The sequence below is a fragment of the Parasediminibacterium schistidii genome, assembly GCF_046546515.1.
GTDB lineage: Bacteria > Bacteroidota > Bacteroidia > Chitinophagales > Chitinophagaceae > Parasediminibacterium.
The window spans coordinates 101321-121700 of record NZ_JBKHKJ010000008.1; the positions used below are offsets into that span (position 1 = coordinate 101321).

Below are 20380 nucleotides of genomic sequence, written 5' to 3' on the forward strand. Positions count from 1 at the left end.
GGCGATTTTTGAAAAACATACAAACAAGAAAAAAGCCCTAAAAATGGCAAAACTGAAACTATTTTAATATAAAGCAAGATAAAAATATATTATAAAAATATGCAAATATTGACTCCTGGCCCTGTTCCTGTTAGCTTTTCCTTTAGGTAACTTGCCCCGGTCTTTCGGGAGGGGTGAGGTTGAGCTGGGTTGATTTTTTATAAAAAAGCAAAAAACTTTTATACAACCTATATGGAGAGTAGAAAAAAATTGTTAATAAAACGATGTTCCCCTATCTTTGAATTATTAGAACTTATAAATATCGAAATACCGAACCTTAAAACTTTGCAGCAGCAAATAGCTTTTTTTAATAACGTCTCAATTGTTTTCAAACCGTTTACATACCACTGTTTTGTGAGCCAACTTCCTAGAAATTGGAAACTATAGTGAAGCTGAAAATGAGAAAAGTGTAGCTACCACTTACATAAAAAAAAGCCCCGGGAAGCCGAAAACGGATTAGAGTAGGCAAAAAACTAAATTGTAAACAAAATGAAACGGATTACTATTTTCTCTATTGCCGCTTGGGCAATGATTATGATTGTTGGCACATCGTGTAAAAAAAGCTCATCCGATGCTGCTCCTGCTGGCACAACGGATTCTACCACATACAAAGGAGCATCCAATTTGCCCAAGGCAGTATATAATTATTATGCAGGCACACAATATGACACTACCACGGGTACTAAAGCTACCGTGTATAATTACGACACCACTATTCAAACGTATAGCTACGACGCACAAGGCAGGCTGACCTCAGAAACGAATATTGATAAATCGTGGAGCAGGTCGGCGAGCAATATTTTTATTGACAGTTCATTAGAATCGTATATTATCCAATTTAGTTACAATGGAAGCTCAGTTTGGCCAAGTTCGTCAACCAACACAAGCAACACAACAGGCGTAACAACAGTGAAAACGTACAGTTACAACAATCCCTTAGGCAAACTAACTGGCATTACAAGCAATGGCTACACCGATACCATTATCTATTTGCCCAATGCCACAAGCAGCAATTATAGTTTTGTACATGGCAGCGACTCAGTTACTTATTCTAACAACAACTATGTAAAAAGCTCCTATACATATTATAATGGCAGTGCTGGCTACAGTTATAACCGTGCAAGTACTTATACATACACCAATTATGTTAGCCCTGTCTATAATATCAAGGCATTATGGGTAAGCGATGGCTATCGCCCACAATCTTTCAACCTTACTGATACTGAAACCGATAACTCTGTTTTCAATAATATAATTAAGAATGGCACAGTTAAGGGTACATATTCCTTCGATGGTAATGGCAGGGTGGTTACGGTAATAGAAAATATTAGTTATAAAAGCAATGGTATCGTTAGCGAAAAGGGCATTGGCATTTCGACTATAACGTATTAAAAGATATTTAGGGTAATGTGGAAGAATTAGCTAATTATACTGTTTCAGTTTAAAAGAAGGGTATTCTCAATTGGGGATGCCCTTCTTTAGTATAATAAGCCTATATCGTTAAATCCTGCGATTGCAAAAAAAGATGGAATGCCTGATTATATTGTTTAAAAAGGGTTATTGCCTTCAGGCCCTTATCGGATAGCAGGGTAGTGCCCCCATTTTTTCCACCACGCTGCATCAATACCAATGGGGCAGAGGTAGCTTCGTTCATTTCTTTTATCATGTTCCATGCTTGCTGGTAACTCATTTTCATGGCTAATGCGGCTTGCCTTAGCGAGCCTGTTTCTTGTATTTTTTCCAATAATTCTATCCGCCCATTGCCAAGGAATGAGCCTTTTTCCGTGTCTATCCATACCCTTCCATTTGGTATAAGCTGCATAGTTGCTTTTTTGGGTAAAATTACCTTACTTTATTATATAGCTGCCATCAAACAGTAAATGATGGGTTTGGCGAAATTGAGTATTTGTTTCAAGATAATTTCCCCATTTACGCACAGATAAAATCTAAGTAATTATCCTTGTGGATACATTAAAAACCCGCTTCCTCTCTCGAGCAGACCTCCATGCCTGTTCGTATGCGTTATCTTGATATGAAAAATAAAGGGAGGCATTGCTAAAATAAAGAACTTGAATGCACAATATGAAGCTATGACTTAGCGTATTCTAAAATATCTTTAAATTAAAACAAGCCAAAACTACTTTTTTTTCAAAAATTGGCATCCCTAGCTACCATTTTTGCTATATCCTAAAAATCAGCCTGCACTTACAACTAAATAATGGCATATCCCACCCCGATACTTACATTTGCACGATTTTTATTTTTATACTATGCCTAAAGACAGTTCAATAAAATCGGTTCTTATCATTGGTTCTGGGCCAATAATCATTGGTCAGGCCTGCGAGTTTGATTATTCCGGCACACAAGCCGCCCGTAGCTTGAGGGAAGAAGGGATAAAAGTGATATTGATTAATAGCAACCCTGCTACTATCATGACCGACCCAATGATGGCCGACCGTGTGTACTTGCTGCCGCTGAACACAGAAAGCATTGAGCAGATTTTGCAGGAAAACCAAATAGATGCCGTGCTGCCTACCATGGGTGGGCAAACAGCCTTGAACCTGTGCAAGGAAGCCGACGAGCAAGGTATCTGGGAAAAATACAATTGCCGGATGATTGGCGTGGACGTGGCAGCCATAGACACGGCAGAAGACAGGGAGCAGTTCCGCCAGTTGATGGTGAAAATTGGCATTGCCGTGGCACCAAGCCATGTAGCCAATAGCTTTTTAGAAGGGAAGGAGTTTGCGCAAAAAATAGGCTTCCCATTGGTAATCCGCCCCTCTTTTACCCTCGGCGGAACAGGTGGCGGCTTTGTGCACAACAAAGACGAACTGGATGCAGCCCTAGAGCGTGGTCTAAAAGCTAGCCCCATACACGAAGTGCTGGTAGAAAAAGCAGTACTGGGCTGGAAAGAATATGAATTGGAGCTATTGAGGGATAAAAACGACAATGTGGTGATTATCTGCACCGTTGAAAACCTAGACCCCATGGGCGTTCATACAGGTGATAGCATCACCGTGGCACCTGCCATGACACTTAGCGATACCGCATTCCAAGACATGCGGAACAAAGCCATGCTGATGATGCGCAGCATTGGCAATTTCCATGGGGGTTGCAATGTGCAGTTTGCCCTTAACCCTGCAACGGAAGAATTGATAGCCGTGGAAATAAACCCCCGTGTTAGCCGTTCTTCTGCATTGGCTAGTAAAGCCACTGGCTACCCTATTGCAAAAATAGCTGCCAAGCTGGCTATTGGCTATGCGTTGGACGAATTGAAAAACCAGATTACACAAACAACATCGGCCTATTTTGAGCCTGCGCTGGATTATGTAATTGTAAAAATACCCCGCTGGAACTTTGATAAGTTCAAAGGGGCAAACGATACCCTTGGCCTTCAAATGAAAAGCGTAGGGGAGGTAATGGCCATTGGCCGCAGCTTTACCGAAGCCTTGCAAAAAGCCTGTGTAAGCCTTGAAAACGATGCCATTGGGCTTGGTTATTATGGCAAAAGCATGATGAAAAGCGAGGAAATAGTTGAGTATATCAAAACGCCGAAGTGGGACAGGATTTTCAGGATCAAAGATGCCTTGATGCAAGGATCCACTATTAAAAGCATAGCTCAGGCAACAGGTATAGACCGTTGGTTTCTATACCAGATACAAAAAATATGCGTGATAGAAAAAGACATTGCCCAATACCGCTTGGATACTTTGCCCAACGACTTGTTGAAAGAAGCCAAGAAAAACGGCTTTAGCGACGAGCAGATTGCCAAGATATTGCAAGGCAACTATACCGATGAGCAGGTATATGAAAAACGCAAGAGCTTGGGCATTACCCGTGTATATAAAATGGTGGACACATGTAGTGCCGAGTTTGAAGCAAAAACACCTTACTTCTATAGCACTTTTGAGAATTAAGGTTAATATTACTACTCAGGTATTATTTTGCCACAAAGGGATGAAGGAAAAAGATGAAGATACTACTAGGGGGTGAAAAATATCTGATTCGAAGCAAGATTTCGGGTATGCATTCAGTAACCATAGCCTGTCGGATGCGCTGGGTGCATTTCAAATCTTCGCTTTTTATGGGCTTTTTTTTGAAGAGGCTTTACTATTTGATTGTGAAAGCCCCACCCTAAATCCCGACCTCACCCGAACCCTCTCCAAAGGGAGAGTAGGGCAAGAACAAGGGAAAGCGAGCAAGAACAAAGGAGGGGAATGCGAAGGCTTAAGCGAATACTTCAACTGGGTTATTTTTTGTTTTTCGGTGGTTTATTTTTTTTGCTATTTCCCTTTTTTGCCTTTAACTCATTGATATTCAGTTGTTTATTTTTTTTTTGGCCTCATTTTTTATTATAATTTAAGTGAATTTTATGATAATTTGTTGATAATGGAATGATAGTTTTATTATAGTAGAATGATAATTTATTGATAAGAAACCTATAAGATTTTGATGGTGGATTATCATTTTCCCAAGACAACTAATATCCGATGCAGGAGGCAAGGCCAAGATGCCCCTAGTTGCTCCTTTAATGTAAAAGTCGGATACATAAGTATATAGCCCAAAATAAAAATCCTATATGGGGGAAATATGCCCCCATGAGCATCCCAAAATTCCCCCATATAGGATGCTTGCTGGCAGCAAACAGCAGGGATTGACTTATTACAGGAATAAATATTTCGTACTTCTGCCAAATTGAAAACAACAAAAAAGCGAAATTTTGAAATGCACCCGATGCGCTTGCAACAAGCCGCCTGAATATTCCATTCTTGTTTATGCTGCTTTTGTATTCTATTTTGCCGCATTTTGCCACATGGGCTTCGTCTTTGACAACAAACTCAATGCCTATCGGCATACTTGCACCCCGCTATGGTAAAGCGTAGTCGCGAAATTAATACCTTTCACTCAACGGTTATTTGAAAGGAACATCAAGTAAATAAAAACAAGCCATCCCAAAATATACTTCTGGAATGGCTGTTTTATTGTTAAAGGGAATAAGGCCGTATGTATAATATCCGTCCATAAATTATTGAACAAGCACTTTTACAGGACTATAACCTTTTACTCGCAGCAAATACACACCCGCTGCTGGCTTTGTAAACAAGGTGATAGGGAGTATGCTGCCTTGTGCTGAGAAACTGCCTGTAAATAGCATTTTGCCAGTTATGGTTTCCAATTGGATGTCCTGCATACCCGTAGTAGGTTTGCCTAAATTGATAATGAACTTAGTGCCAGTCAATGGGTTGGGGTAAACGGTAATGCCTTCCTTTTTTAAGAAAGTATTTACCAGTTGAATACTTAAATAAACCTTTTTGCCGTCTTTGTCGGTTTGTATCAAACGGTAATAGTTGGTGCCGTCTGTGGGGTATGTGTCTAAAACCTTATAGCTGCTGCCAGTGGCCAAATTACTTGCCAAAACGGTAGCCATTGGGGTAAATATGCTACCGTCAGTACTTTTTTCTACCGTAAAGTAGCTGTTGTTTTGTTCTGTGGCAGTTGCCCAAGTAATGGCTACATTACCATCTGACAATAAGCGGGCGGCATAGTTGGACAATATAACCGGTAGCGTGGTACAAGCCGTTCCTGCGGTGAAACTATGTGGCGTGGCACTAGAATTGCGTTCGCCACCAGCAGGCACATTATAGGTAAAGTAAACGCTTACAGGCGTGCCGTTTGCAATAGCCTGGGTAAAAACAAAGTCTTGCCCCACTTTTGTCATGGCATAACCGGGGTAGCCCCCACTAAGTCCCTGCCTTATATAAATAAGTGCATACGTACAGCCAGCAATAGGGGTAAGGGGATGGAAAACAAACTTCACAATACCATTACTGCTCTCGGCACGGTAGTTGTAATCGCCATTGGCGATGGTGCCACAAAAGCCCATGCTGTTATCAATACCCACCACAATATTTACCAATGCTGAAAATGTGGAAAGGGCGATATTGTTTGTTGCTTTAGCCGATAAGGTATAATTGCCCGCTGGCACGTTTGTCCAGTTGAATGTATAAGGGCTACTGGTGTCTGTTCCCAAAAGGGTAGCACCATTAAAAAAATCTACTTTGCTGATGCTGCCATTTACATTGGTATCGGTGGCGTTTACAGTAATTTCTATAGTGGCAGGTTCAGTAAAACTGGCATTGTTGAGCGGAGATACAATAGATACTATTGGGGCTGCTGCTGTAATGCCAGTGCAGTTCGTGCCTACTGTATAGCTATGCGGGTTGGCACTTGAATTATTTTCACCCCCTGCTGGTACATTGTAGGTGAAATAGAAACTGATGGGTGTGCCTGCGGTAATGGTTTTTGTGTAAATGAAATCTGTGCCTACTGCGGAAGTATTATATCCGGCATAACCTCCGGTTAAACCTACCCGTATATAAATAAGGGCGTATTTACAGCCAGCTATAGGGGCAAGTGGGTGGAAGGTAAACGTTACAATGCCATTGTTGGTTTCGGCTTTGTATTCGTAATCTTTACTAAAGGCGGTGCCGCAATAGCCATCTGTATTTGGTGCATTTACTACAATGTTTACAGGTATGGAAGTGGTTGTCAACCCAATGCTATTAGTAGCTTTTGCAGATAGGGCATATTTGCCTGCGGCAGCCCCTGTCCATGTGAAAGTGTATGGGCTAGATGTATCAATAGCTAATAGGGTACTGTCTTTGTAAAAAGATACTTGGGTAATGGTATTGCTCATATCACTAGCATCGGCATTGATGGTAATACTTGCAGGAGCGGTAAAACTTGCTGCCTCTAACGGGGAAGTGATAGAAACAGTTGGCGCACCAGCCACACATACGCTTCCCGCAAGGTAAGTATGAGGGGTGGCACTGGAATTTCTTTCCCCACCAGATGGCACATTATAGGTAAAGTAAAAACTGGTTGCCGTGCCTTTGGCAATAGGGGTGCTATAGGTAAAATCTGTTCCATCGGCAGTCATATTATAGCCTGCATAGTTACCTTTTGTTTTTAAATAAAGGATTGAAGAACTACAGCCTTTAATGGTTGCCAAAGGGTGAAAAATGTAATAAACAGTTCCTGCATTGGTATAAACCGAATAGCTGTAATCGCCATTGGTTACTGTGCCTGTGCACGCTACGGGTGCAACAGAAATAGCGACAGGGGCTGAAGTGGTGGTGTTGCCATCATTATCCGTAGCAACGGCGATAATGGTATATTTCCCAAGCGGCACATTGTTCCAAGTATAACTATAAGGGCTGCTGGTATCGCTGGCTAGCAGGGTGCTGCCATTGTAGAAATCTACTTTGGTTATGCTGCCATTTGCATCTGCTGCATTGGCGGAAATGGCTATGCTGGCAGGAGGCGTAAAACTGCTATTATTAAGTGGCGATGTAATGCTAACAGTAGGCTTTATTGGGTTTGATACCTTAATGGTAACGGGGCTGGATATAGTTGTGGCGCCTTCGTTATCCGTAGCTTTTGCCGTAATTTTATAAGTGCCTGCTACTGCTCCTGTCCATGTAAATGTATAAGGGTTGGCAAAGGTGGTAACCAGTAAGTTGGAATCAGCATAAAATGCTACTTTGTAAATGCTGCCATCTGTATCGCTTGCTGCGACAGTAATGCTAATGCTAGCAGGCGTAAGATAGCTCGCATTGTTTGCAGGGGTGCTAATAGTTATAACCGGAGGCTTATTGGCAGGTGAAGAAACAAATACAATAGTAGGGGATGAATTTACAACCGCACCCAAACTGTCTGTTGCTATAACGGTTAATGTATCTGCACCTAATGTGGGGTTTATCCATTTAAACCCGTAAGGCGAAGTACTATCTGTACCTAGAAGGGTAGTGCCATTGTAAAAATCAACCTTGCGGATAGCCCCTTTGGCTTCGATAGCCGTAGCATTGATGGCAATGGTATCAGTAGTGCTGAATATAGCATTGTTGGCAGGTGATATAATATGCACATCTGCCACTGGAAACGGGGAGATGCCACCTGAAAAATAGATATTGTCCATGTAGAAATCAGCATCACCCACAGCAGGGTCACCAGCAAACATAAATGCCCCTTTGATGGACATAAGGTCAAGGTTCATACCCGCAAGTGAGTTGTTAAAATCGGCTATTGGTATCGTTACTTGGTGCCAATTGCCGTCCCTTATCAACCCATATTTTTCTATACCACTTGCAAAATTCATCCATGTTTGCCCAAAAGCACTAGTAATACCTACTTTAAACTGGCCTTTATAACTGGATTTGAAATTGAATTTTAAAGAGCCGGTGGCAAAGTTCTGTATGTTCACATACCTGTTTACAACACCGAGGCCAAACCAATTGTTAGCTGCTGCATGAACAGCTAGCACATTGCTGCCTTCAAAAGGTACAGCCCCTGCAATATCAGTAAGGTTGTTCCAGTAATTCAGCGTAGCATCTTTCCCAAACACAATTGAATCGGCAACAGCAGTGGTTTCCGTAAAAATGCCAAAATTGCCCGAAACTGCATGATTGGTGCCAAAGGATATCTCATCCGTTGGGTTTTGGTACAGCTTTATATAGTCAACATACATCTGTGCAGGCAGGGTGGCTGTTATGCCATTCGTGGCAAATATGCCTGTGTAAGCACCCCCTACAGCCAGGTTCAACAACAGGAAATGCGGGTTGCGGAATGCCCCCCTGTTTGTGGTAGTAAGGCTATTGATTGCAAAGTTGAAATACAAAGTATTGTCTATATACATGGCTATTTTGGTACTGTCCCATACCATTTTATACACATGGTAATCGCTTGATAAATCACTTGGGCTGTCATAGGTAGAAACGGTATCTCCTTGTGCACCTCCATTGTTCCAGTGCGTGGCACCACTTACCCTATTGTTTGCCAGATTAGCTGCGAGTGCAGCCTGTGCCCCCATTTCAAGTATATCTATCTCCCCAATATTAGGCCAGACATCACCTACAGTGCCCAATGTCCACAAAGCAGGCCATAGGCCATTTTTAATGTTGGGGACTTTTATCCTAGCTTCTAGTGTGCCGTATTTAAAATGCACACGCCCTTCGGTTTTTATACGGCCAGAGGTAAAGGCACTATTGCTAAAAGTTTCCTTGCGGGCTTCTATTATTAGGTTGCCATTTTCTATTCGTACATTCTCTGATCTGCTGGTATAATATTCCAGTTCAGAATTTCCCCAGCCACAGAGGGAGCGGTCACAACCATCGCCAAAGTCGTAAGTCCAGTAGTTTGGGTTTAGGCTAGCCGAATCAAAATTATCTTGCCAAACCAGTTGTTGGGCATTTGCCCTGCTAACAGATAAGGATAGCAATAAGCACAATACACCCATTGCATACAGCAATGCCTTGCGGGTAATGGCTTGTGGTAAAAAGAGAAATTGTTTCATAGAGGAAGCATTTTTAATGAAAGTGAACATTTTACTGCTTTGATTATTTAGCAATAATGAAGATGTAAGTATGAAGGCTTGGGAGATGATAACCTGTTGCAGTTAGCTAAGGCTAGGTAAAAGAAATTGCTTGCAAATCGTATTTAATACTTTAAAGTAACTGGCCGTGAGATAAAATAATTGAAAAGTAAAGCTATGCCCTATTTTTAGCAAGCCAATCTTTCTGCTCACTTCATTACTACATCTACCCTTTGAAACTTATCTGAAACAGGTTTAGCTACTACTACATTGCTACATCAGATGATAATAATAGGTACTACAAAGTGATTTTGGATATATTTACACCGATACGATTAGCACTGCACGATATGAAAAAAATATTGCTGTTTATTTGTTTGCCATTTTGGTCATTTTGCCAAAACACCATTGGTTTCCCCGATATAGTTAATTATTCAAAACAAACTTATAGTGCAGGGTTGCAAAACTGGGATATTAAGCAGGACAATAATGGCATTGTCTACTTTGCCAATAATGAAGGGCTGCTTTCTTTTAATGGAAAAAACTGGCAACTCTATCCTTTGCCCAACAAAACCATTGTACGGTCTGTAGAAATAGGCACAGATAATAGAATATATGTAGGTGGGCAGGATGAATTGGGTTATTTTGCCCCTGCTGCTAATGGATACCTTCAATATTATTCACTTACAAAGTTTATTTTACCCAAAGACAGGTCCTTTGGGGATGTATGGGATATTGTATCTTTTCACAAAGACATTTTCTTCCGGTCTACCAGTAAAATATTCAAGCTAACCAACGAAGCCGTAGAAACCTATAATGCTTCGTCTGAATGGACTTGCTTAACAGCTTGTAACGGCACCTTGTATGCACATGATGAAAGAACAGGCTTGAAACGGTACGAAAATGGTGCATGGTCGCCGCTGTTTCCTACCAATCAACTGCTCATTAACGATCCTGTTACCGCTATTCTTCCCTTGCACCAGGATAGTGCATTGATAACTACGCTAAAGCACGGCCTATTTATGCTTTCTGCAAAAGGCATAACCAAAATAGCATCATCCAATAACCTATTGTTTCAAAATGCCCGCATTTACGCAGCCACAAAAATTAATGATGAATGGGTGGCATTGGCTACCAGTAATAGCGGGGTTTATATTATAGACACCAAAGGCGATATTATCCAAAGCTTTTCCAAAACCTTTGGGTTGCAGAATAACAATGTATTAAGCATATACCTAGACAAGCAAAGCAATTTGTGGCTAGGGCTGGATAATGGGGTTGATTTAATTAATTACAACAGTGCCATTAAACAGATATACCCCCTCATGCAGGATGCATCGGGCTATACGGCTACTATATTCAACAACAAACTGTACATTGGTACATCAAGCGGGTTGTTTAGCGTGGCTTTGCAGCAAAGTACTGACTTGAGTTTTAGCAAAGGCGATTTTGTGCCAGTAGGCAATGCAAGCGGGCAGGTGTGGGGGCTTACTACTATCAATAATCAGTTGTTACTATCAACCCACGAAGGTGCATTTGTAGTAAAGGATAACACTGCGGTGCCAGTAGTAAATTATCCTGGCTATTGGAATTTCCTGCCATTGTCCAATACATTCCCTTCGGCAGAAATGGTAGGAGGCAATTATAATGGGCTAACTTTTTTTAATGCTAGCAACCAACAATTTACAAAGTTAACTGATGTGCCAGGGTTCAATGAGTCTTCCCGGTTTATGGCAATAGATAAATATGACAATATCTGGGTGTCCCATCCTTACCATGGGGTATTCAAGATTTATAAAAAGCCAAATGGCAGTTATACTTCTGTAGCATACAAAGGAAATGCTGGCTTGCCATCCCAACTTAATAATCATGTGTTTAAAGTAAAGAACGAGGTTGTTTTTGCCACTGAAAAGGGTATTTATAATTATAATGCACAAGCAAACAAACTTGAGCCATCAGCTTTTTATAATGGTTTATTGGGCACGCAAAGCATACGCTACTTAAAAGAAGATGTGGCGGGCAATATTTGGTTTATCCATGAAAAAACATTAGGGGTGATTGACTTTACTGGCAAGGAACCTACGGTAATTTACCTGCCAGAATTCCATGATAAATTGTTAAGCGGGTTCGAGTTTATTTATCCTGTAAACCAAAACAATATTTTCATTGGCGGGAATAAAGGGATGTTTCACCTGAACTATGAAAAATATAAAAAGAATATGCCCGATTTAAGGGTGCAAATAAGGGAAGTACGCATTGCAGATAAAACAGACAGCTTGTTGTTCGGCGGATATTTTAAGGAAGTGAACGAAGTACAAACGCAAAACGCAAATGCCATCCCCGAAGTAACCCACAATTGGAAAACTATCAGGTTTGAATATTCGGCATCCTTATTTGGTTATGAAACTAACATAGAATATAGCTTTCACCTAAAAGGGTTTGACAATAACTGGAGTGAATGGACAAAACGTACAGAAAAGGAATATACCAACCTGCCCCAAGGAAGCTATACGTTTGAAATGAAAGTGCGGAACAACTTAGGAAAAGAGTCGCCAGTAGCTACTTACGCTTTTAAAATGCTGCCTCCATGGTATCAAACCATTTGGGCTTATCTTTTATGCCTAGTAGCTTTTGTACTATTCAATTATGGGTTATTCTTATTCCTGAAAAATAAGTTTAGGCAACAAAAAGCAAAGTACGAGAAAGAACAGGAAAGACTGCTGTATATCTACGAATTGGAAAAAGCAAAAACCGATAGCGAACTCATTGGCTTGCGGAATGAAAAACTGGAGTCGGATATTAATTTCAAAAACTCTGAACTCGCATCTTCTGCAATGCACTTGCTAAAGAAGGGAGAGCTATTGTCTAAAATGAAAGGGGAGCTTGCACAAATAATGAAAGAAATAGATAACCAACATGCCATCGCTGCCCTGAAGAAAATGATCAAAACCCTGAGCGAGGATGAACACATGGATGAAGAATGGGAAAACTTTACCAATCATTTTGATAAAGTACATAGTGATTTTTTAAGCGAACTAAAAGAACTGCACCCTGGAATTACCGCTAATGAATTAAAGCTTTCTGCTTACCTGCGCATGAACTTAACCACCAAAGAAATAGCCCAGTTGATGAATATTTCTGTAAGGGGGGTAGAGATAGGCCGATACCGCCTACGGAAAAAGCTAGCCATACAATCTGAAATGTCACTGTTCGATTACTTGAGTGGTATTAAAACAAAGGGGTAAATATTTATTGTACAATGTCAACACTGATTTCGCCTTTCAAAATGTCGATGCAAAATTTATGCTCTTTTAAAAATTTAGTCCAATTACACCGTCATAATCAGAGGTAATTCCATGCGCTAAGAAGTCATAAACCTGTACTTCAAAACTGGTTTTAATATTCCCTAAACATTCCAATTCCTCAATGTCATAAGTTTCAACAACTATAATTCCATTAGAAGTTTCTATTTCTTGTTCGCCTTTGTTATTCTTAAGTTCGTAGCCTGAAAAGTATAAAACGTTACTGTCAATTGTTGTATGTGTTGCGGCCGTGTCAAGAGCAAGGCGAAACTTATATTTTCTTTCGATGGAAGCATTTACAATGATAACATCTTCATCAGTTTGAAGGTCGAAGGAAAAAAAAGGCGCATAAAAGTTTTTCGCATTTTATTAAAAAATCAACCTAGCCCACCTTCACCCCCCCCGAAAGAATGGGACAAGTTACCCAAAGGGAAAGGTAGCAGGAACAAGGCAAGAGGACAATATATGTATATTTTTAATAATGCAAATATCTCCTAATTTTATATTAAAATAGTTTCAGTTTTGCCATTTTTGTGGAATTTTTACGATGTTTCGTTTTTCAAAAATCGTTAGTGCGCTTTTAAGTCATTGATTATCAACAATAACATCAAATTTTTGTGCTTGTTTTGTGCGTATTTTGTGCTTATTTTATGCTTAATTTATGCTTGGTTTGTGCATATTTTATGCTCATTTTGTGCCTGATTTTCGCGTATTTTACAGTCATACATACAAGACCAAATTTTGAGACTACAACTATCTTAATATTAGTAAAAAAAGAACTAGGATTAGAATGCCAAGACACTGGTTTTGTAAGTAGTTTGTATCAAGTGCATTTCTACCACAAAGATAAGATTTTTAGAGATTGAGGGGTATCATGATAAAGCGAAAAAGTTTTATACACCCGAAAAAATTTTCATATCCTTTTTCATATTCCTATTTTACGATGTTGTTTTAACCCGGATTTTGCAGTTGAAATCTATTGCAAGCCCCAAATACTTCAAACACAAGCATTTGCTTGATTTTTTGGCCTTGCCATAGTACACTATGTTTTCGACCAAAAATTCGGCTCAAATACTTGTCTTTATTGCATTTGAGCCTTTCATTACGAAGTCAACTGCAAAATCCGGGTTAAACCCGGATTTTGCAGCCCATTATTATAGCCTTGTAGTGCCATTTCCACTTATTCCTGCTGTATTGAGTAGGTGTCCGTCATCAAAAAAAGGGTATGATGTAGTGTTGATGTAGTGTTTAAAGCCTACATCTGGCTTATTTAAACTTTTTGATGTAGTGAAGACGTGCCTTAACTTATTTCCAGCCCAATAATGTAGCATAGCTTCACACTCTCAAATTTCAGGTACTTATCATATCTCAAAAACAACAACGATTATTTGCCATTTGCTGTTTTTAGCTAGATAAAATACATGGATTTATTTATTCATCATTTAAACAGTAAAAATGAAAAAAAAGTATTTATTACTCATTTTGTTTGCCGTTTCCATCTTCCGGGCACAAGCCCAGCCCCCTGTTTCCGCAACAACGCCTCCTGCTAGGAGCGCAAGCGATGTGGTTTCTATTTTTAGCGATGCCTATACTAATGTAGCAGGCACTGACTTTTTCCCTAACTGGGGACAAACAACCGTGGTTACAGATGTAAGCATTGCTGGAAACACCACAAAGAAATATGCTACTTTCAATTATCAAGGTATCCAATTTGCAAGTTCAGTTGATGCGTCTGCCATGACTAGCTTACATATAGACGTGTGGACACCAGATTGCACCACTTTTGATGTATATCTTATTAATACCAGCCCTTCTACCGTAGAGCAAAAGGTAAGCCTTACGCCTACTCTTTCTGGCTGGAATAGTTATGATATTGCATTATCCAAATACAATACAATTGCCCTCAACAATATTGGCCAGTTTAAATTAGTAGGTACGCCATCTAGCACTACTGTTTATTTAGATAATATTTATTTCTGGAAATCTTCCAATACACCTACCATTACAGGTTTTACGGTACCTGCCAAGAAAGTTGGCGATTTGCCTTTTACCCTCACTGACCCTACGAGCAATAGCACAGGCGCATTTAGCTATACCAGCAGCAATACCAGCGTAGCTACTATTTCAGGTAAAACAGTAACTATTGTAGGTGGCGGTACGTCAATTATCACTGCTACACAGGCTGCCGCAGGCAGTTATGTAACGGGCAATGTATCTGCTACATTAGTGGTTACTTTCGCTACTCCTTCTACTGCCGCACCTATACCGCCTGTAAGAAAAACAACCGATGTAGTTTCTTTATTTAGCGATGCCTATACCAATGTTGCAGGTACAGATTTCTTCCCTAACTGGGGGCAATCTACAGTTGTTTCCGATGTTAGTATTGCTGGCAATGCCACCAAGAAATATGATTATATGAATTATCAGGGCATCCAGTTTGCCAGTAATGTTGACGCATCTGGCATGACGAACCTGCATTTGGATTTGTGGACGCCTAATTGCACTGCCTTTGATGTATTTTTAATTAATACAGGAGCAAACACAGTAGAGCAAAACATTACGCTTACCCCAACCTTGTCTGGCTGGAACAGCTTTGATATTTTATTGTCTAAATACAACACCATTGACTTATCTAAAATTGGCCAAATAAAATTAGTGGCATTGCCATCCAGCACTACTACTGTTTACTTAGATAACCTGTATTTCTGGAAAGGAAGTGCAGTAGTTGCTACTGGCGCACCTACCACAGCTGCCCCTGTACCACCAGTGAGGAATAGCAATGATGTGGTTTCCGTGTTCAGCAATGCTTATACAAATGTTTCTGGAACAGACTTTTTCCCTAATTGGGGTCAGTCAACTGTAGTTTCCGATACTGTAATTGCTGGCGACACTACCAAAAAATACGCTATCCTCAATTATCAAGGTATCCAATTTGCGAGTGCCGTAAGTGCATCATCCATGACTAGTTTGCATATTGATGTGTGGACACCAGATTGCACTTCATTAATCATTAAATTAATCAATACCAGCCCTTCAACAGTAGAACAGGGTGATACGCTTACCCCAACATTATCGGGCTGGAATAGTTTTGATATACCATTGTCTATGTTCAATAAAATTGCATTGAGCAATATTGGGCAAATGTCGCTTACGGGTACACCGGGCAGCACCGTGTATATGGATAACCTATACTTCTGGAAATCTGGCAGCACACCTACCATTACAGGGTTTACTGTACCAGCCAAATTAGTGGGCGATGCTCCATTTACATTGACTGATCCTACAAGCAATAGCACAGGTGCATTTACTTACACCAGTGGAGATACCAAGGTAGCCACCATCAGTGGCAAAACAGTAACCATTGTTGGTGCTGGCACATCCATTATTACTGCCACACAAGCAGCAGCAGGCAATTATGGCAGCGGTACCACATCTGCAACATTGGTGGTTACCTATCCTACCCCTACGGTAGCGGCCCCTGTTCCTACAGTGGCAGCAGCCAATGTTATTTCTCTGTTTAGCGATGCCTATACCAATGTTGCAGCAATCGATTGGTTCCCTAACTGGGGTCAATCAACTGTTGTATCTGATATAACCATTGCAGGTAACACTACTAAAAAGTATTACAACTTGAATTATCAGGGTGTTCAATTTGCAAGTGCTTTGGATGTATCAAAAGCTAAAACCTTGCACCTAGATGTATGGACACCAGATTGCACTTCATTGATTATTAAATTAATTAATACAAGCCCTTCAACGGTTGAGCAAGGCGATACACTAACCCCAACATTATCTGGCTGGAACAGTTTCGACATACCATTGTCTATGTTTAGTAAAATAGCCTTGAACAATGTTGGACAAATGTCATTTACTGGCAATGCTGGCAGCACTGTATATGTTGATAATGTTTATTTCTGGTCTACTATAACATTGCCTGTACATATTGCAGGGTTTAAAGCAGTAAAACAAGGAACTGTAGCTGCAATAAGCTGGAAAACTTTGTCTGAAAACAATAACAAAGGCTTTGATGTAGAGCGTAGCATCAACGGTAATAATTGGGCAGCCATACAGTTTGTGGGTGCAAAAGGGGTTGCTAACCAATATGCAGTTACAGATAATGCACCATTGAATGGCATTAACTACTATCGATTGAAACAAATAGACATAGATGGAAAATCAACTTATAGTACTACAGTAGCTGTTGATTTTTCTGCTAATGCCCTTGGCTTTTCTTTCTATCCAAACCCAGTGAAAAACAGGCTTACGGTTAGTTTGCAAACAATCAATAGCAAGCAAGCAAGTATAGACTTGGTAAGTATAAATGGTAAAAAAGTAAAATCAATCAATATCAGCAATACAGATTCTAATAGCAATATTGCTATTGATTGCTCTAATGTTGCTACGGGTACTTATTTCCTTGTACTTAGGGATGGTTCTACAGTTAAAACAACTAAAGTTGTGGTTGAGTAATTAAAAACATACAAAGGAAGGGGCGGTTTTGTCAACTGCCGCTCCCTCCTTATTTGCCAAATATTCCTTTGGGTTCTTCATTTTTAAACGATTGTAATATGAAATTAAAAACTAAGTTATTGGTGCTTGGCATTTTTCTTTGTGGCCTGCTCCAACATGCCATTGCACAAAACCTTACTATAACGGGTATCGTAAAAAGCAATGTTACGGGCAGGGCATTGCAAGGGGTAACTATACTAAACCAAAAAACAAAAAAATCAACCCTTACCAATGAGTCTGGAAATTTCACTATCACAGCTCAAAAAGGCAATACCTTGTTGTTTACTTACATTGGCATGGCAGTTTATACCTTTGAGGTATCCCGTGCAGGCAGTATTGAGATAACAATGGAAGAAGATGTTAAGAAAATGGATGAGGTAGTGGTGATTGGCTATGGCACACAAAAAGTAACCAAAGTGTCAGGGGCTATTTCTACTATCAAAAGTGCGGATTTAGAAAAATTGAAACCTGTACGTGCCGAAGATGCATTGCAAGGCAGGGCATCTGGCGTTACGGTTATTACTGCGGGGTCGCCTGGGGCAAAGCCAACAGTTTTTATACGGGGTATCCCTTCCTACAAGGGTAGCGACCCGTTAGTAGTAGTAGACGGGTCTATTCAAACATTAGATGATTTGAATTCTATTAACTCTGCCGATATAGAATCTATTAATGTATTAAAAGATGCTGCTACTACGGCTATTTATGGGGTATCGGGAGGCAATGGCGTAATATTAGTTACTACAAAAGCAGGAAGAAAAAATAAAAAGACAGAGTTTAACTATAGTAGCAATTATGGCATACAGCAGGTTGCAAGAAGAATTGGTGTATTAAACGCTACTGAATATGCTGCCATCATCAATGAAGGGCAAGCTGCAGACGGTAATGCCATTGTATTTACCGATTTGTCAAAATTGGGGGTTGGTACCAATTGGCAAGACCAAATATTTAAAAATGCACCACTGCAATCTCATTCAGTAACAGCAAGAGGCGGTGGTGAAAATGTTACTTATTTTGTTTCTGGCGCTTACACTGGCCAAGGCGGCATAGTAGGAGGGGCAGATAAATCTTATTTTGACAGGTACAATGCTACCACAAATGTTAGTTTCGATTTGAGCAGTAAATTAAAGCTAGTTACCAACACCAGCTTTGTTAATATAAAAGGGGCAACAGTGCCAGAAAATGCCATTAATAGTGTAATTTCAAATGCCTTGAATTTCGATCCTACAGTACCCATCTATAATAATATTCCTGGCACTTATGGCAAATACAGTATTAGTAATAATATTTTAAGGGAAATTTTCAATCCCCTTACGCAATTAGACGATACCCACAATTACTCTAATACCAATAAGCTTTATGGCAAGGTAGAATTGCAATATCAAGTACTAAACAATCTAAAACTCACCTCAAGGTACGGCTATACCAATACCGATATTACTGGCAAATCGTTTGGCCCATTGGTTTATTATGGCGATAACCACAATGGCTCTACTTTAAACGCTGATGGCACCACTAAGGGGTCTAACCACAATGGGGTTTCGCAATACAAAAACACTTACTACAATTATACCTTTGAAACATTCAGTAACTATAACTTTAAAATTAATCGTAATCACATTTTCGAAACCGTACTAGGGTTTTCGATGGCTAAAGTAACGGGTAATGCTACTTCAGCCTCTAGGCAAGATGTACCCAATAATTCTTGGGAATTTGCTGATTTTACTTCAGCAACAGGTAATAGTTCTAACGGTGGTATTGGTGCTGGTGCATATAAGTTTGAGAAAAGAAATCTCTCCTATTTTAGTAGAGTAAATTACGATTATAAAGAAAGGTACTTAGCTTCAGCTTCTTTGAGAAAAGATGGGTCTTACGAATTTGGCACCAATAATAAGTTTGGATATTTTTATGCAGGTTCTTTAGGTTGGGTAACCTCAGCAGAAAGTTTTTATAAGCTAAAACTGATTGATTATTTAAAAATAAGGGGTAGTTATGGTGTTATTGGTAATGACAATGTAGATCATCCTCAATACTTACAGATTTATACAGGTATTTATGAGTATGGGCAGGGCAACAATACTGGTTATGTTTTTAACGATGCACCTGTAAATGGCTCTACACTATCTACTTATGCTAATAACTCGCTAAAGTGGGAAAGGCAAAAGCAATTGAATATTGGTTTTGATGCTAGGTTAATAAAAAATAAAGTGTCTATTAGTTTCGATTACTATGAGAAAAGGACTAGTGGGCTATTGTTTAATCCCACTCTATCACTTTATTTAGGTACTGCGGCGTCGCCCTCTGCCAATGTGGGTACTACCAAAACATCAGGTATAGATATGAATATTGGCTATACTGAGTTATTATCAAAAAGCTTTAAATTCAGTACGAATGCCACATTTACAACCTCTAAAAATTTAGTTACTTACACCAATAATGGCATTATTACTGGTGGCAATTATGGGATTCCTAACCAAAGCATTACTAGGTTTCAAACTGGGTATGCCCCTGGGTATTTTTACGGCTACAAGGCAATAGGTATTTTTCAAACCCAAGATGAAATTGCTAAAAGCCCTACACAGCCCAATGCACAACCTGGAGACATTAAATATGCCGATGTGAATGGCAATGGCGTGATAGACGATTCTGACAGGACCCAAATTGGAAACCCATTCCCTAAGTTTACAGCAGGATGGAACCTATCGCTTGAATACAAGGGGTTCGACTTTAATATATTCATCTATGGTTCTTATGGCAATGATATTTATCGTGCTTATGAACGCAACTTGGCCGAAACCAATAAATATCGTGGGGTTTTGGCAAGATGGACAGGCCCGGGCACGACTAACAATCCTAAAAACCCTAGGGTAACGTTTAAAGATCCCAACAACAACACTAGGGCATCGGATAGATATCTTCAAGACGGCTCTTTCATAAAAATTAAAGATTTGCAATTAGGCTATGTTATACCGGCCCATTTGTACAAAAATGTATTTAGCAAAATAAGGGTGTATGTGCAGGTTAAGAACCTGCTTACACTTACTAAATACGATGGATTCGATCCTGAAATAGCGGGTGGCATATTTGATACAAATATCGATAGGGGCGCATACCCACAAGCTAGGATATATTCTATGGGTATTGATTGTAAATTTTAATGTAT

The 20380-nt window shown here is 39.9% G+C and carries 8 protein-coding genes; 5 read left to right on the forward strand and 3 right to left on the reverse strand.

Annotated elements, in window-relative coordinates; genetic code table 11:
• Positions 1-528: 528 nt before the first annotated feature.
• On the forward strand, positions 529-1431 hold the full coding sequence (locus tag ACHFIY_RS06640; RefSeq protein ID WP_410845286.1) for a hypothetical protein: 903 nt from the start codon (positions 529-531) through the stop codon (positions 1429-1431).
• A gap of 100 nt (positions 1432-1531) precedes the next feature.
• Here the strand turns inward: ACHFIY_RS06640 and ACHFIY_RS06645 are convergent, their stop codons facing one another.
• The gene (locus tag ACHFIY_RS06645; protein ID WP_410845287.1) at positions 1532-1861 is read right to left on the reverse strand and encodes a winged helix-turn-helix domain-containing protein; all 330 of its coding nucleotides are present in this window, start codon (positions 1859-1861) and stop codon (positions 1532-1534) included.
• A gap of 448 nt (positions 1862-2309) precedes the next feature.
• Here ACHFIY_RS06645 and carB point away from each other — a divergent pair, with 448 nt between their 5' ends.
• Positions 2310-3956, forward strand: coding sequence for a carbamoyl-phosphate synthase large subunit (gene carB / locus ACHFIY_RS06650; RefSeq protein WP_410845288.1), 1647 nt, complete (start codon positions 2310-2312; stop codon positions 3954-3956).
• Positions 3957-5065: 1109 nt separating this feature from the next.
• Here the strand turns inward: carB and ACHFIY_RS06655 are convergent.
• A complete protein-coding gene (locus ACHFIY_RS06655) occupies positions 5066-9391 on the reverse strand; it encodes an Ig-like domain-containing protein (protein ID WP_410845289.1) in 4326 nt (1441 codons plus the stop codon).
• Positions 9392-9759: 368 nt separating this feature from the next.
• Between ACHFIY_RS06655 and ACHFIY_RS06660 the strand changes: the two genes are divergently transcribed.
• Positions 9760-12654: a ligand-binding sensor domain-containing protein gene (locus tag ACHFIY_RS06660; RefSeq protein WP_410845290.1), complete on the forward strand. Its 2895-nt coding sequence runs from the start codon at positions 9760-9762 to the stop codon at positions 12652-12654.
• A 66-nt stretch (positions 12655-12720) separates the two neighbouring features.
• Here the strand turns inward: ACHFIY_RS06660 and ACHFIY_RS06665 are convergent, their stop codons facing one another.
• Positions 12721-13017 carry an aspartyl protease family protein gene (locus ACHFIY_RS06665; RefSeq protein WP_410845319.1) on the reverse strand — a complete coding sequence of 99 codons (297 nt, stop codon included), beginning with the start codon at positions 13015-13017 and terminating at the stop codon, positions 12721-12723.
• A gap of 1149 nt (positions 13018-14166) precedes the next feature.
• Between ACHFIY_RS06665 and ACHFIY_RS06670 the strand changes: the two genes are divergently transcribed.
• Together ACHFIY_RS06670 and ACHFIY_RS06675 are read left to right on the forward strand one after the other, a co-directional pair.
• Positions 14167-17181 carry a T9SS type A sorting domain-containing protein gene (locus ACHFIY_RS06670; RefSeq protein ID WP_410845291.1) on the forward strand — a complete coding sequence of 1005 codons (3015 nt, stop codon included), beginning with the start codon at positions 14167-14169 and terminating at the stop codon, positions 17179-17181.
• Positions 17182-17279: 98 nt separating this feature from the next.
• A complete protein-coding gene (locus ACHFIY_RS06675; protein ID WP_410845292.1) occupies positions 17280-20375 on the forward strand; it encodes a SusC/RagA family TonB-linked outer membrane protein in 3096 nt (1031 codons plus the stop codon).
• Positions 20376-20380 lie beyond the last annotated feature (5 nt).